This is a genomic window from Streptomyces cyaneofuscatus, assembly GCF_000718135.1.
Taxonomy (GTDB): Bacteria; Actinomycetota; Actinomycetes; order Streptomycetales; family Streptomycetaceae; genus Streptomyces; species Streptomyces cyaneofuscatus.
In genome coordinates this window covers 56,354-70,545 of sequence record NZ_JOEM01000009.1, presented here as the reverse complement: position 1 = coordinate 70,545, position 14,192 = coordinate 56,354, and the positions used below count along the sequence as shown (strand labels likewise).

Below are 14,192 nucleotides of genomic sequence, written 5' to 3'. Positions count from 1 at the left end.
TCCGCGGACCCCTACGGCTCCACGACCGTCTCCTGGGCCGCCGCCGTGTCCCCGGCGATCAGCTCCGCGTCCACCGCCACGTTCCGCTTGACCAGCGCCAGGGCGATCGGGCCCAGCTCGTGGTGGCGGGCCGAGGTGGTGATGAAGCCGAGCTGCCGGCCCTCCTCGCCGTCGGCGGCCAGCCGTACGGGCGTGCCGTGGCCGGGCAGGTGCACCTCGCTGCCGTCCAGGTGCAGGAAGACCAGCCGGCGCGGCGGCTTCCCCAGGTTGTGGACGCGGGCGACGGTCTCCTGGCCCCGGTAGCACCCCTTCTGGAGGTGGACGGCGGTGCCGATCCAGCCCAGCTCGTGCGGGATGGTGCGGTGGTCGGTCTCGAAGCCGACGCGCGGCCGGTGCGCCTCGATGCGCAGCGCCTCGTACGCCAGGATCCCGACGGCCGGGCCGTTGGCGGCCGCGTACGTCTCCAGGTCGGCGCGGGGCAGGAACAGGTCCCGGCCCTGCGCGGTCTCGCGTACGGCGACCCCGTCCGGGGCCTCCGCGATGGAACCGGCGGGGAGGTGGACGACCGCGGTGTCCTCGGTGCGGTCGGCGACCTCGACCCGGTAGAAGAACTTCATCGACTCCAGGTAGGCGATGAGATCGCCCTGGGTGTCGGGTTCGACGTGCATCCACACCGTCGTCCCGTCGTCGACGAGATACATGGCGTGCTCGATGTGACCGTTGGCGGAGAGGATCAGGGCCTCGGTGGCCTGGTGCGGGGCGAGGTCGCTGACGTGCTGGGTGAGCAGCAGGTGCAGCCAGCTCAGCCGGTCGTCGCCGGTGACGGTGACGACACCGCGGTGGGAGAGGTCGACGAGGCCGTTGCCGTCGGCGAGGGCGCGTTGCTCGCGGAACAGGTCGCCGTAGTGTCCGGCGACTCCTTCGTCGCGGCCCTCGGCGGCGACGGCGCCGGGCAGGGACAGCAGGGGGCTCTTCATGAGCCCAGCCTACGACTTGGGCTCGCCGGGGCCCGCGCCGTCCCTCGCGGCCGTGCACGCCGCGCACCGGCCGAAGATCGCGAAGTGCTTCATATCGGTCGCGAAGCCGAAGTCGGCGCGGAGCTTCTCGGTGAACTCGGTGACGACGGAGACGTCCGCCTCGATGACGCCCTCGCAGTCCCGGCAGACCAGGTGGATGTGGTGGTGCCGGTCGGCGAGGTGGTAGGTCGGAGCGCCGTGCCCGAGGTGCGCGTGGCTGACCAGCCCGAGCTCCTCCAGGAGCTCCAGGGTCCGGTAGACGGTGGAGATGTTCACGCCGGAGGCGGTTTTGCGCACCTCGCAGAGGATGGAGTCCGGGGTCGCGTGCTCCAGGGCGTCCACGGCCTCCAGCACGAGCTGGCGCTGGGGCGTCAGCCGGTAGCCACGCTGCCGAAGATCGGTCTTCCAGTCGGTGCTCACCACAGGCCCAGTGTAGGCGGGGTGAGCACCGGCCAGCAGGCCTCGCTCCGTGCGGGCTTCCCTACCTGAAGAACGCGATGCCGTCGTCGGGCATGTCCTCGAGGTTCCGCGCCATCTCGGCGACCTCTTCCGGGGTGACGACCTTCTTCAGGTGCGCCGACATGTAGGGGCGCAGCTCGACCTCGGGGGTCGCCTTCTCGCCGACCCACATGAGGTCGCTCTTCACATACCCGTAGAGGCGCTTCCCGCCGGTGTACGGGCCGGAGGCCGCGGTGCGGGCCACGGCGTCGGTGACCAGGTCGATCTGCGGCTTCTGGTCGGCCAGCTCGCCGTACCAGATCTCGACGACGCCCTGGTCGCGGACCATGACGACCTCGACCTTGCGGTCCTTGTCGATGCGCCAGTAGCCGGACTCCGACTCCAGCGGGCGGACCTGGTCGCCGTCGGCGTCCAGGACCCAGGTGTGGGAGACGTACTCCAGGAAGTCACGGCCGTCGTGGCTGAACGTGACCTCCTGTCCGAAGTTGCACTTCTCGGCGCCGGGGAAGTCGGAAACGCCCGCGCCCGCCCACTTGCCGATGAGGAAGGCCAGCGGGACGAGGTCCGGGTGGAGGTCGGACGGAATCTCGATCATGAGCGCTCAGACGATCTGTGAGGGAGGGGCGGAACGATCGGGTGCGCCGAGGGTCAGCGCTGGCCCTGGTACAGCTTCTTCACGGCGACGACCGTGAAGGCGAGCACGCCGACGCAGACCAGGATGAGCAGGGCGGAGAAGAATGCCTCAAGCACGAAGGGCTCCTCGGTATGAGCGGTATGGCGGCAGTACAGGGCCGGGTCCCAGCCTAATGGGTGGGGGCCCGGCCTTCTCGTCCAGGTGGCGGCCACGGGGGCGGGCGGGGGGCGGGCGGGGGCGGGCGGGGAGGGCCGGGGCAGGAGGAGCGGGACGCGAAGCTCGGCCATGAGGCCGAGGCCGCCGTGGGCGCGACCGCCGACGGGCCGGAGCTCGGAACCGGGGCGGGACGTCTCGCCGAGGGCATCCACACCCAGCCGCTGCTGACGCCGGGAGAGTCGTACAAGGTGAGCTTCGCCTGTGCGGGCAGCGGCGCGGCCGAGGCGACCGTGCAGAGCAAGGGCGCCACAGAGGTGAAGAAAGTGGAATGCGGCGGGGCGCCCGTCCATATGCGCGTCCATGACGCACCGAGCAGGGTCACGATCGATGTGACCGCCGTCGGCGAGGCTTCCGGGATGGCCGCCTATCGCATCGCCGAGTTCACCCCGTAAGAGAATCCGGTGCGGACCGGGCCCTGCGGAGCCGATTACAGTTCGGCCCATGCCGAAGAAGCTCGTGATCAAGGTGACCGCCGGGCCCGAAGCCGCCGAGCGGTGTTCGCAGGCCTTCACCGTGGCGGCGGTGGCCGTGGCCAGTGGCGTGGAGGTCTCGCTCTGGCTGACCGGGGAGTCGTCGTGGTTCGCGCTGCCGGGCCGGGCCGCCGAGTTCGAGCTGCCGCACGCCGCGCCGCTGCCCGATCTGCTCGACTCGATCCTGGCGGGCGGCCGGGTCACCCTCTGCACGCAGTGCGCGGCCCGGCGTGAGATCACGGAGAAGGACGTGCTGGAGGGCGTACGGATCGCGGGGGCGCAGGTCTTCGTGCAGGAGGCCATGGCGGACGGCACGCAGGCGCTCGTCTACTGACCCTCGCCCACCGGCCCTCACCCGGGCCTCAGTACCGCTTCCTGCCGTCCAGCTCGTCCCACCACTCGTCGGACTTCGGGTCGCCGGAGGGATCGTCCCACCACCGGTCCTCCGGCCCCCGCCGGTTGGCGAGCACCGCGGCGACGGGCGGGATCACCATGGCGACCAGGCACATCGCGACGGCGGCCGGCATCGACCACAGGCGCACGACCGCCCAGGCGGAGACGAAGAGGGCGACGCATCCGCCCATCATCCAGAAGTAGCCGCGCCGGCGTCGGGCGTACATGTCTCCAGCGTAGAACCGCGGGACGGTTTCCGGACGGCGCGAAGGGCCGCACCCCGCGTCAGGTGGCGTCCAACCCCCTGGGGTGCGGCCCTCCGGCCGTTCTGTTGCCGTCGACCGGCCATGCCGTGGAATCAGACGAATCAGACGGCGATCGCGACCTCGGAGAGTCCACCGGTCTGCGCGACGACCGTGCGGTCGGCGCTGCCGCCCGGGACCAGGGCGCGGAGCGTCCAGGTGCCCTCGGCCGCGTAGAAGCGGAACTGTCCGGTCGCCGAGGTCGGGACCTCGGCGGTGAACTCGCCGGTCGAGTCCAGCAGACGCACGTAACCGGTGACGGGCTCGCCGTCGCGGGTCACGCTGCCCTGGATGGTGGTCTCACCGGGCTTGATCGTCGAAGCGTCGGGGCCGCCGGCCTGTGCTCCACACATGAGGTTCTGTCCTTCTGGTCGAAGTGGTGCTGGTCGGTCGGTTACTTGTTGGCGCCGAGCTCGATCGGCACGCCGACGAGGGAGCCGTACTCGGTCCACGAGCCGTCGTAGTTCTTGACGTTCTCCTGGCCGAGCAGCTCGTGCAGGACGAACCAGGTGAGCGCGGAGCGCTCACCGATGCGGCAGTAGGCGATGGTGTCCTTCGACAGGTCGACCTGCTCGTCCTCGTAGAGGGCCTTGAGCTCGTCGTCCGACTTGAAGGTGCCGTCGTCGTTGGCGTTCTTCGACCACGGGATGTTGCGGGCGCTCGGCACGTGGCCGGGGCGCTGCGACTGCTCCTGCGGGAGGTGCGCCGGGGCGAGCAGCTTGCCGCTGAACTCGTCGGGCGAGCGCACGTCGACCAGGTTCTGGCTGCCGATGGCCTTCACGACGTCGTCGCGGTAGGCGCGGATCGACTCGTCCTGCGGCTTGGCCTTGTACTCGGTGGCCGGGCGCGTCGGAACGGCGTCGGTCAGGTCGCGGGAGTCCAGCTCCCACTTCTTGCGGCCGCCGTCGAGGAGCTTGACGTTCTCGTGGCCGTACAGCTTGAAGTACCAGTAGGCGTAGGACGCGAACCAGTTGTTGTTGCCGCCGTAGAGGACGACCAGCGTGTCGTTGCCGATGCCCTTCTCGCTGAGCAGCTTCTCGAAGCCGGCCTGGTCCACGAAGTCACGGCGGACCGGGTCCTGGAGGTCCTTCGTCCAGTCGATCCGGATCGCGTTCTTGATGTGGTTCTTCTCGTACGCCGAGGTGTCCTCGTCGACCTCGACGATGGCGACCTGCGGGTCGTCGATGTGGGCCTCGACCCAGTCGGCGTCTACCAGGACGTCGCTGCGGCTCATGTTGTTCTCCTCCGGGGCAGTCTGCGGCGGGTGGTGCGAGATGCGGAGTGATCGTGCGGGGGTGCGGGTATACACGCGGACGGACGGAGCGCGGCGCGTACGGGGCACGGGGCCGGCCCTGACAGTGGTCGAAGGGCCGAGGGGGTGGCGGGACGGACGAACGCCCCGCTCAGGAGGTGCGACAGAGCATGGCGGCGACGCGGCACAGGTCTACTGCCCGCCGCTTCGTGAGATCCGCCTGTCGCTTCATGGGTCCGATCGTAGGGAGGTACGGGCGGAGATGTCACCGTCGTGTCGCATGATGAGACGCGATCATCCATGATGCGAGACGAGAACCGAGGAGGCGCGCCCCGGAGCCGGTTTCCCGCCGCTCCTCGTCCGCCGCGCATCTACGGACCGGACACCGGCGTCTCACTATCCGGATCGGCGGGCCGTGGGCGGGGAATCAGCCCGTCAGCGAGACGTCCGAGCCGTTCAGCGCGATCTCCAGGCCGTTCTCCGTCACCTGGATCTTCTGGAGTTCGAGGCCCTTCGGCAGACCGTCGATGTCCCCTTCGAAGTCCGTCCTCGTCCGCACCAGCTGCTCCACGCCCGGGATGCCCTCGCCCGGCACCTCGTCCGCCCGCACCTTGATCGTGTGGCCGTCGACCCGGGTCACGGTGGAGACCACGCTGCGGGAGATCGGGCGGCCGAGGATCTCGACCGTGCCGGTGACCTTCACCTTGCCGTCGCCGCCGTACGCGACGGTGACACCGTCCTCCGCGGCCGCCGTCAGGTCCGCGTACGAGACGACGGCGGTGCCGGTGGCGCGGGCCGCCGTGGCGCTGGAGTACCCGGAGCCGAGCTTCACGTCGTGGAGCTGCGCCCGCACCTCGCCGACCCGTATCGCACGGCCCGCGGCCTCGGTCTTCATGTCCTTCAGCACCACGTCGACCCGGTCGAACTCCGAGGCGGCGAGCTGGGTCAGGAACGGGAAGCCCTTGACCGAGACCTCGGTCGTCCCGGCGCTGCCACCGCTGATCCTGACCCGGTCCTCGGCCTCCGACTCGGCGAAGTGGAGCGCCAGCCGGTCGGCCGCGACGAAGAGGGCGCCGACCACCACCAGCAGGACCAGCAGTATTCGCAGTGCGCGCATGTGTGTGGTTCCCCCACCTCGGCCGTACGGTCAGTGCCCCCAGGTGATCGACGAGTGGCGCCACCCGATCGGTTCCCGTGGTTCCCGGTGCGCGTACCCCCGTTGAGGGCACGTCAGGCCCGCGCGGCCCGTACGGCCCCGGTGAGTACGCGTCAGGCCAGCGCGCGGCCGATCAGATAGACCACCGGGGCCGCCGCGGCGAGCGGCAGCGCCACCCCCGCCGTCATGTGGACGAAGCGGGACGGATAGTCGTAGCTCGCCACCCGCAGCCCGATCAGGGCGCTGACGCCCGCCGCGAGGCCGAGGAGCGCCCCCTGGCCGCCGTACTCCGTGAAGCCGCCCACCGCGATGCCGGCGCCCGCGCCCGCGAGCAGCGCCACCACGACCGACGCGGCACCCGGCAGCGGCAGCGCCCTGGCGAGGACGGCGGCCGCGACCGCCACCCCGCCGACCGTCACCGCGTCCGGGATCGCCGCCAGGTGCCCGGCGGCGAGGACCGCGAGGGCCGCCGAGACGACCGTGGCCATCAGGCCGTACATCCGCTCCTCGCCGGTCGCGGGCGAGCGGAGCTGGAGGACGACGGCGAGCAGCACCCAGACCCCCAGGGTGCCCAGGAGTGCGGTGGGCCCGTGCTCCCGGCCCGCCGCGAGGAGCGCGGCGTCGGCGACGAGGCCGCCGGCGAAGGCGAGCGCGATGCCCTGGCGGGCCGGCCACATGCCGTTGAGCCGGAACCAGCCGGCGGCGGTCACCGCCTGGAGGAGGACGAGCGGGACGAGCAGGGCGTACGAGCCGATGGCCGCGCCGCCCGCGAGGAGCAGGCCGAGCCCGGCGGTGATCGCGGCGGGCTGCATCCCGGGCGCGATGATCGGCGAGCGCCCCTCGGCCCGGGCCCGCTGGGCGTCGGTGATCCGGGCGTTGCCGAGGGTGGTGGGGGCGCTGTAGCCGGAGGCGTCGGGCGCCTGGGCCACTACCGGGGGTACGGGGGCGGCCGGAGAGGCGGCCGGGACCTCGGGCGGGAGCGGGAGGGACCCGGAGGCGCCCTGCGGGGGCAGGTAGGCGGCGTCGGTGACGGGCCGGTACGGCTGCTGGGGCTCCTGGTACGGCTGGTGGTACTGCGGCTCCTGATACAGCGGCTGGGGCTGCGGCTCCTGGTACTGCGGCTGCGGTGTCCCGTACGGGTCGGGCTGCCCGGTTCCGTACGCGTCCGGCTGCCCGTAACCCTGCGCGTCCGCCGGCCCCTGGTACGGCCCCTGATCCCGCCGGATCGTCGGCTGGTACTGCGTGTCCCAGGTCGGCGCCTGCCACGTCTGCGTCCCGCCCTGGTCGTAGCCGCCCGGCTCCTGGGGCAGCGCGGACTGCCCGGCCGTCCCGTCGGGCCAGTCCTGCGGCGCCTGGGGCTGCTCGGACTGGTAGGCCTGCGGGGGCTGCTGCTGGGGGTCGTACGGGTACGGGTACTGCTGATCGCTGCTGCTCATGGCCTGCGGTTCACCCTCCTGCGAACGGCGGGAGCACCTCGACCGTGCCGCCCTCGGCAAGGCGTACGGTCTCATGCCCACGGGTACCGACGGGGTTGCCGTCGATGAGGAACGAGCACCGCTGGAGCACCCGGCTCAGCTCGCCGGGGTGCCGTTCGCGTACGGCGTCGAGCGCCTCGGCGAGGGTCTCCGCCGCGTACGGCTCCTCCCCGGTGCCCGCGGCGGCCTTGGCCGCGGCCCAGTAGCGGATCGTCCCCGCTGCCATGGCGCCACTCCTTCGGTCGGTTCGTCGGACGCGTGTGCGTCAGCTCTCCATGATGGGTCACGCGGACAGCGCGCCCGTCGCCCAGTCGGCGATCCGGCCGAGGAGGGCGTCGTCCGCCGCGTTCTCCGCGTGCCCCATCCCCCGCTCCAGCCACAGCTCGGCGCCGCCCTCCCCCGCCGCCCCGGCCAGCATGCGCGGGTGGTCCAGCGGGAAGTACGGGTCCCGGTCGCCGTGCACGAGCAGCAGCGGGGCCGGGGCGATGAGCGGGACCGCGGCGACCGGGGAGAGCGGGACGGGGTCCCAGTCCTCGGTGGCGATCCGGGTACGGAATCCGTACCGCCCGACGAGGCGCCCCGAGGGCCGGGTGACCACCCAGTGCAGGCGGCGCATCGGGGCCGTACCCCGGTAGTACCAGCGGGCGGGAGAGCTGACCGCCACCACCGCGTCCGAGTGCGCCACTCCCGCGCCCGAGTGCGCCCCTGAGTGCGCCTCCGTGCGCCGTTCGCGCACCGGTACACGAACGGCCGCATCGCGTGCCTCGGATCCGTCCGTATACAGAGCGCCGTGCCGGAGCACCACCGAGCCGCCCATGGAGAACCCGACCGTAACCACCCGGCGGTGCCCCAGGGTCCGCGCCCACGCCACCGCGGCCGCCAGATCCAGCACCTCGCGGTCGCCCACCGTGGAGCGCCCGCCGGACCGCCCGTGGCCCCGGAACGAGAACGTGATCACGGCCGCACGCTGGGAGAACACCCGCGCGGCCCGGCGTACGGCGGGGCGGTCGACCGAGCCCGTGAACCCGTGCGCCACCACGATCACGGGGGTGTCGGCGGCCGGTTCCGCCCGCGCCCCCGCAGATGCGCCGAAACCCGCCGTACACGGCTCGTACACCGCCTCGACCGTGACCCCGTCATCGGTCAGCAATGTGGCGAATCGTGGGACCCGCGTGAGCAAGGGAACAGAAGAACTCAGGAATCGACCCTCGGACGCGGAACTCATGTGGGCTATTCTGCTGCGAAGAGGATCCGGGCAATGCAGCCCCCGGGTCCTTTTGTGCTTCCCGGGCGTTGTTACGGAGACGTTTCAACAAGCTCAGCGGTCCCAGGGCGCGGGACCGTGACGTAAAAACCGCATGACGCATGACGTACGAAGCAGTGCCGCATACTCCCCCGGGTCCGACCCGGGAGTGCCCCTCTCGCAGGGAACGAGGAGGACCGACGTAATGGGCGAGCGAACCGTGCAACACGATCGACCGAACCAGGCAGGTGGGCGGCGATGAGTTCACTGCTGCTGTTGACGAACGCACTCCAGCCCTCGACGGAGGTGCTCCCCGCCCTCGGCCTCCTGCTGCACAGCGTGCGGGTCGCCCCGGCCGAGGGACCGGCCCTGGTGGACACCCCGGGCGCCGATGTGATCCTCATCGACGGGCGCCGCGACCTCCCGCAGGTCCGCTCGCTCTGTCAGCTGCTGCGGTCCACCGGGCCGGGCTGTCCGCTGATCCTCGTCGTCACCGAGGGCGGCCTCGCGGCTGTCACCGCCGACTGGGGCATCGACGACGTCCTGCTGGACACCGCGGGACCGGCCGAGGTCGAGGCGCGGCTGCGGCTGGCCACCGGCCGGCAGCAGATCACCTCCGACGACTCCCCGATGGAGATCCGCAACGGCGATCTCTCCGTCGACGAGGCCACGTACAGCGCGAAACTCAAGGGCCGGGTCCTGGACCTGACCTTCAAGGAATTCGAACTGCTGAAATACCTCGCCCAGCACCCGGGCCGGGTGTTCACCCGCGCCCAGCTCCTCCAGGAGGTCTGGGGGTACGACTACTTCGGCGGTACGCGGACGGTCGACGTCCACGTCCGGCGGCTGCGCGCCAAGCTCGGCCCCGAGCACGAGTCGCTGATCGGGACCGTCCGCAACGTCGGCTACCGCTTCGTCACGCCGGAGAAGGTGGAGCGCGCCGCCGAGGAGGCGAAGGAACGGCAGGCCGCCCAGCAGAAGCAGCAGAGGGCCGACGAACCCGTCGCCCGTTCGGAGCAGTCGTCTTCGGCCACGGCGACGGAAGAAGCCCCGGTAGAGGCTGCCAAGAGGTAGGTCCATCCGCGTAGACTGCCGCGCGTGGCCAAGGTGACGCGGGACGATGTGGCGAGACTGGCGGGGACGTCGACCGCGGTCGTCAGTTACGTCATCAACAACGGACCCCGGCCGGTCGCCCCGGCCACGCGCGAGCGGGTGCTCGCCGCGATCAAGCAGCTGGGCTACCGGCCCGACCGGGTCGCCCAGGCCATGGCCTCGCGGCGGACCGACCTCATAGGGATGATCGTCCCCGACGCCCGGCAGCCCTTCTTCGCGGAGATGGCGCACGCGGTCGAACAGGCCGCCGCCGAGCGCGGGAAAATGGTGCTCGTCGGCAACTCCGACTACCGCGACGAGCGCGAGGTCCACTATCTGCGGGCCTTCCTCGGCATGCGCGTCTCAGGGCTGATCCTGGTCAGCCAGGGCCCCAGCGAACGGGCGGCTGCGGAGATAGAGGCGTGGGACGCCCGGGTCGTGCTGCTGCACGAGCGCCCCGAGGCGATCGACGACGTGGCGGTCGTCACGGACGACGTCGGCGGCGCCCAGCTCGCCACCCGCCACCTCCTGGAGCACGGCAACGCGTACGTGGCCTGCCTCGGCGGTACGGAGGAGACCCCGGCCGTCGGTGACCCGGTCGCCGACCACGTCGAGGGGTGGCGCCGGGCGATGCACGAGTCCGGCCGCTCGACGGAGGGCCGGCTGTTCCAGGCCCCGTACAACCGGTACGACGCCTATCAGGTGGCCCTCGGACTGCTCGCAGGACCGGACCGGCCCCCGGCGATCTTCTGCGCCACCGACGACCAGGCCATCGGGGTGCTGCGGGCGGCGCGGGAGCTGCGCATCGACGTGCCGGGGGAGCTGGCGGTCGCGGGCTTCGACGACGTGAAGGAGGCCGGGCTCACCGATCCGCCGCTGACCACGGTCTTCTCCGACCGCCCGGCGATGGCGCGGGCGGCGGTGGACCTGGTGCTGGACGACTCGCTCCGGGTCGTCGGCTCGCGGCGGGAGCGGCTGAAGCAGTTCCCCTCGGCGCTGGTGATCCGGCGCTCGTGCGGCTGCGGGGAGCCGACGGCGTAGGGCCGGGGCCCTCAGGCCTTTACAGCGGGCATACGCGCTTCTTCCGGGCTTCTCAGGACGTACTCAGGCTGCTCTCATGTTCGCTGGCCAGCCTGATGGACATGACGGAGAACCTTCGCCCGAGCGGCGCGCACCCGACGGACCAGGACCGGACCTCGTACGCCTACGGCAACGCGGCGTACGACGGCAGCACGGCGTACGACGGCGTGGCGGGCGGCTACCCGCCCCCGCCCCCGTACGCCCCGACCAACAACCACCGCCGGGCCAAGCGGCCGGTGGCGCTGCTGGCGGCGGTCGCGCTCGCGGCGGCGGTGGTCGGCGGCGGTACGGCGACCCTCGTCGGCCAGCTGAACAACGGCTCCGCCCAGGCGACCGGCTCCACCGGCACCGTCCAGGGCACCACCGTCTCGCAGAGCAGCAAGGGCACGGTCTCCGGCGTCGCGGAGGCGGTCTCCCCGGCCATCGTCGAGATCGGCGCGGCCTCCTCGGCGGGCAAGTCCACCGGGTCCGGGGTCGTGATCACCGAGGACGGCGAGATCGTCACCAACAACCACGTCATCTCGGGCGCCCAGCAGATCGAGGTCACGCTCTCCACCGGCAAGACCTACACCGCCGACGTCGTGGGCACCGACCCCGACAAGGACCTCGCGCTCATCAAGCTGCGCGGCGCGAGCGGGCTGAAGACGGCCGCGCTCGGCGACTCCTCGCAGGTCAAGGTGGGCGACCAGGTGGTGGCGATCGGCTCGCCCGAGGGCCTGACCGGCACGGTCACCAGCGGGATCATCTCGGCGCTGGACCGGGACGTGACGGTGGCGAAGGACGACTCCGGCAGCTCGGATCAGGGTCAGGGTCAGGGTCAGGGCGGTGGCGGCCAGCAGTGGCCGTTCGAGTTCGGCGGCCAGCAGTTCAACGGCGACACGGGCGAGAAGACGACCACGTACAAGGCGCTCCAGACCGACGCATCGCTCAACCCCGGCAACTCCGGCGGCGCGCTGATCAACATGGACGGCGAGATCATCGGCATCAACTCCGCGATGTACGCGCCCAGTTCCTCGGCGGCGGGCAGCGGTTCGTCGGCGGGCAGCGTGGGCCTCGGCTTCGCGATCCCGGTGAACACGCTCAAGGCCGACCTGGACACCCTGCGCGCGGGGAACAACTCCTGACCGTGCGAGGCTGAGACACTCCCGCAGACCGCCCCCATCGGCCGGAACGAGAAGAGGACCACACAGCGATGAGCCCCGCCGAAGACGATCCCCAGCGCATCCTGATCGTCGACGACGAACCGGCCGTACGCGAGGCGCTCCAGCGCAGCCTCGCCTTCGAGGGGTACGGCACCCAGGTGGCGGTCGACGGGTACGACGCCCTGGCGATGGCCGAGGCGTACGCCCCCGACCTCATCGTCCTGGACATCCAGATGCCGCGGATGGACGGCCTCACCGCCGCCCGCCGCATCCGCGCCACCGGCTCCACCACGCCCATCCTCATGCTCACCGCCCGCGACACCGTAGGGGACCGGGTCACCGGCCTCGACGCGGGCGCGGACGACTACCTGGTGAAGCCGTTCGAGCTGGACGAGCTGTTCGCCCGGATCCGGGCCCTGCTGCGCCGCAGCTCGTACGCGGCGTCGGCGGCGGGCGCGGAGGCCCCCGACGACGACGTGCTGTCCTTCGCCGACCTGCGGATGGACCTGGCGACCCGCGAGGTCACCCGGGGCGAGCGCCGGGTGGAGCTGACCCGCACCGAGTTCACGCTGCTGGAGATGTTCCTGGCCCACCCGCGCCAGGTGCTGACCCGGGAGCAGATCCTCAAGGCCGTCTGGGGCTTCGACTTCGAGCCGAGCTCCAACTCCCTGGACGTGTACGTGATGTACCTGCGCCGCAAGACGGAGGCGGGCGGCGAGCCGCGCCTGGTCCACACCGTGCGCGGGGTGGGCTACGCGCTCCGTACGGGCGGGGGCGGCGAGGCGTGAGCGAGGCGGCACCTCCCGTGAGCGAGGCGGCACCTCCGAGGAGGGCTCTGGTACGGCGCTTCCGCGCGCTGCCGCTGCGCTCCCGGCTCGCGCTCCTGGTGGCGACGGCGGTCGCGGTGGCGGTCGCGGCGGTGGCGGTGGCGTGCTGGTTCGTGACCCGGATCCAGCTGGAGGACCAGCTCGACGACTCGCTGCGCAACGCGAAGATGGACAACGAGCCGATGCGCGACCTGCTGAGCTCGTGCCTGAGCGGCGGGCAGCTGCCGGCCCAGGAGTTCCCGGGCCAGTACACCGTGCAGATCGTCGCGGCGAACGGCAGCTACTGCACCGCCCCGAACACGACCCCCGTCCCCGCCCAGCCGAGTGACGTCGACGTGGCGGCGGGTCGGAAGACCGACGCCCTGCACACGACGGAGAACAACGCCGGGAAGGACATGCGGGTCTACACCCGCAAGCTGCCGCCGGTCGTCAGCTCCGGCCAGGCCAACAACCAGCTGGCCGTCTCGGTGGCCCGCCCGCTCAGCGAGATCGACGCACCGCTCTCCACCCTCGCCTGGGTCCTCGCCCTGGTCGGCGGCATCGGTGTCGTCGGCGCGGGCGCGGCCGGGCTCTGGGTGGCGCGGGCGGGCCTGCGCCCGGTGGACGAACTCACGGAGGCGGTGGAGCACGTGGCGCGTACGGAGGACCTGACCGTCCGCATCCCGGTGGACGGCGAGGACGAGATCGCCCGCCTGTCCCACTCCTTCAACTCCATGGCGGCCCAGCTGGCCTCGTCCCGCGACCGCCAGGCCCAGCTGATCGCGGACGCGGGCCATGAGCTGCGCACGCCCCTCACCTCGCTCCGGACGAACGTGGAGCTGCTGGCGCGCAGCGACGAGACGGGCCGGGTGATCCCGCCGGACGACCGGAAGGCGCTGATGGCCTCGGTGAAGGCCCAGATGACGGAGCTGGCGGCGCTGATCGGCGACCTCCAGGAACTCGCCCGCCCCGACGCCGCCCAGCCCGGCCCGCTCCAGGTGGTGGGCCTGCACGACATCACCCGTACCGCCCTGCAACGCGCCCGCCTGCGCGGCCCCGAGCTGACGATCACGGCCGACCTGGCCCCCTGGTACGTACGGGCGGAGCCGGCCGCCCTGGAGCGGGCGATCGTCAACGTCCTGGACAACGCGGTGAAGTTCAGCCCGCCCCGCGCCACGATCGACGTGCGCCTGCACCGGGGCGAGCTGACGGTACGGGACCGGGGCCCCGGCATCCCCGCCGAGGAGCTCCCGCACGTCTTCGAACGCTTCTGGCGCTCCCCCTCGGCCCGCCAGCTCCCCGGCTCGGGCCTGGGCCTGTCCATCGTGGCCCGCACGGTCCAGCAGGCGGGCGGCGAGATCACGCTGCGCCCGGCCCCGGAGGGCACCGGCCCCGGCACGGTCGCGACGATCACCCTGCCGGGGGCGCCTACGCCGCCGCCGGGGATGTGAGGGGC

General features: G+C 72.0%; 18 protein-coding genes. 7 read left to right on the top strand and 11 right to left on the bottom strand.

All coding sequences use genetic code 11. The features are described from left to right. Positions 1–11 precede the first annotated feature (11 nt). The 3 genes from ygfZ to IF17_RS0116705 are packed head-to-tail and all read right to left on the bottom strand — an operon-like array spanning position 12 to position 2,070. Positions 12–977, bottom strand: coding sequence for a CAF17-like 4Fe-4S cluster assembly/insertion protein YgfZ (gene ygfZ / locus IF17_RS0116715; RefSeq protein WP_030566683.1), 966 nt, complete (start codon positions 975–977; stop codon positions 12–14). 9 nt (positions 978–986) lie between these two features. Beyond that, positions 987–1,439 (bottom strand): Fur family transcriptional regulator, encoded by a 453-nt coding sequence (locus IF17_RS0116710; protein WP_030566682.1) that lies wholly within the window; start codon positions 1,437–1,439, stop codon positions 987–989. A gap of 58 nt (positions 1,440–1,497) precedes the next feature. Then, entirely contained in the window at positions 1,498–2,070 is a 573-nt protein-coding gene (locus tag IF17_RS0116705; protein WP_030566681.1) for a heme-binding beta-barrel domain-containing protein, read from the bottom strand. Positions 2,071–2,411: 341 nt separating this feature from the next. Between IF17_RS0116705 and IF17_RS1000000138965 the strand changes: the two genes are divergently transcribed. Both IF17_RS1000000138965 and IF17_RS0116690 read left to right on the top strand, forming a co-directional pair. Further along, complete coding sequence (locus IF17_RS1000000138965; protein ID WP_030566680.1) at positions 2,412–2,717, top strand: hypothetical protein; 306 nt, start codon at positions 2,412–2,414, stop codon at positions 2,715–2,717. Positions 2,718–2,766: 49 nt separating this feature from the next. After that, positions 2,767–3,129: a DsrE family protein gene (locus IF17_RS0116690; protein ID WP_030566679.1), complete on the top strand. Its 363-nt coding sequence runs from the start codon at positions 2,767–2,769 to the stop codon at positions 3,127–3,129. Between the two features lie 28 nt (positions 3,130–3,157). On the opposite strand, the gene IF17_RS0116685 is transcribed toward IF17_RS0116690, so the two are convergent. The 8 genes from IF17_RS0116685 to IF17_RS0116655 form a co-directional block, all read right to left on the bottom strand. Beyond that, a complete protein-coding gene (locus tag IF17_RS0116685; protein ID WP_030566678.1) occupies positions 3,158–3,415 on the bottom strand; it encodes a DUF3099 domain-containing protein in 258 nt (85 codons plus the stop codon). Between the two features lie 140 nt (positions 3,416–3,555). Then, on the bottom strand, positions 3,556–3,843 hold the full coding sequence (locus tag IF17_RS0116680; RefSeq protein WP_003968135.1) for a DUF1416 domain-containing protein: 288 nt from the start codon (positions 3,841–3,843) through the stop codon (positions 3,556–3,558). 41 nt (positions 3,844–3,884) lie between these two features. Further along, a complete protein-coding gene (locus IF17_RS0116675) occupies positions 3,885–4,724 on the bottom strand; it encodes a sulfurtransferase (RefSeq protein WP_030566677.1) in 840 nt (279 codons plus the stop codon). A gap of 169 nt (positions 4,725–4,893) precedes the next feature. Beyond that, entirely contained in the window at positions 4,894–4,974 is an 81-nt protein-coding gene (locus IF17_RS1000000140400; RefSeq protein ID WP_350240574.1) for a putative leader peptide, read from the bottom strand. Positions 4,975–5,169: 195 nt separating this feature from the next. Further along, a complete protein-coding gene (locus IF17_RS0116670) occupies positions 5,170–5,859 on the bottom strand; it encodes an LmeA family phospholipid-binding protein (protein ID WP_030566675.1) in 690 nt (229 codons plus the stop codon). A 152-nt stretch (positions 5,860–6,011) separates the two neighbouring features. Continuing rightward, positions 6,012–7,334 (bottom strand): hypothetical protein, encoded by a 1,323-nt coding sequence (locus tag IF17_RS0116665; protein ID WP_030566673.1) that lies wholly within the window; start codon positions 7,332–7,334, stop codon positions 6,012–6,014. 10 nt (positions 7,335–7,344) lie between these two features. Then, positions 7,345–7,599: a MoaD/ThiS family protein gene (locus tag IF17_RS0116660; protein ID WP_030566671.1), complete on the bottom strand. Its 255-nt coding sequence runs from the start codon at positions 7,597–7,599 to the stop codon at positions 7,345–7,347. Positions 7,600–7,656: 57 nt separating this feature from the next. Continuing rightward, positions 7,657–8,523 (bottom strand): alpha/beta hydrolase, encoded by an 867-nt coding sequence (locus IF17_RS0116655; RefSeq protein ID WP_030566670.1) that lies wholly within the window; start codon positions 8,521–8,523, stop codon positions 7,657–7,659. A gap of 351 nt (positions 8,524–8,874) precedes the next feature. Here IF17_RS0116655 and IF17_RS0116650 point away from each other — a divergent pair, with 351 nt between their 5' ends. The 5 genes from IF17_RS0116650 (at position 8,875) to IF17_RS0116630 (ending at position 14,187) form a co-directional block, all read left to right on the top strand. Further along, positions 8,875–9,690, top strand: a complete 816-nt coding sequence (locus tag IF17_RS0116650) for a response regulator transcription factor (protein ID WP_030566668.1) — start codon at positions 8,875–8,877, stop codon at positions 9,688–9,690. Between the two features lie 24 nt (positions 9,691–9,714). Further along, entirely contained in the window at positions 9,715–10,749 is a 1,035-nt protein-coding gene (locus IF17_RS0116645; protein ID WP_030566665.1) for a LacI family DNA-binding transcriptional regulator, read from the top strand. Between the two features lie 95 nt (positions 10,750–10,844). Beyond that, entirely contained in the window at positions 10,845–11,912 is a 1,068-nt protein-coding gene (locus IF17_RS0116640) for a S1C family serine protease (RefSeq protein WP_030566663.1), read from the top strand. A gap of 68 nt (positions 11,913–11,980) precedes the next feature. After that, a complete protein-coding gene (locus IF17_RS0116635; RefSeq protein WP_030566661.1) occupies positions 11,981–12,718 on the top strand; it encodes a response regulator transcription factor in 738 nt (245 codons plus the stop codon). Beyond that, positions 12,715–14,187: a HAMP domain-containing sensor histidine kinase gene (locus IF17_RS0116630; RefSeq protein ID WP_051884031.1), complete on the top strand. Its 1,473-nt coding sequence runs from the start codon at positions 12,715–12,717 to the stop codon at positions 14,185–14,187. The genes IF17_RS0116635 and IF17_RS0116630 overlap by 4 nt, the downstream gene beginning before the upstream one ends. Positions 14,188–14,192 lie beyond the last annotated feature (5 nt).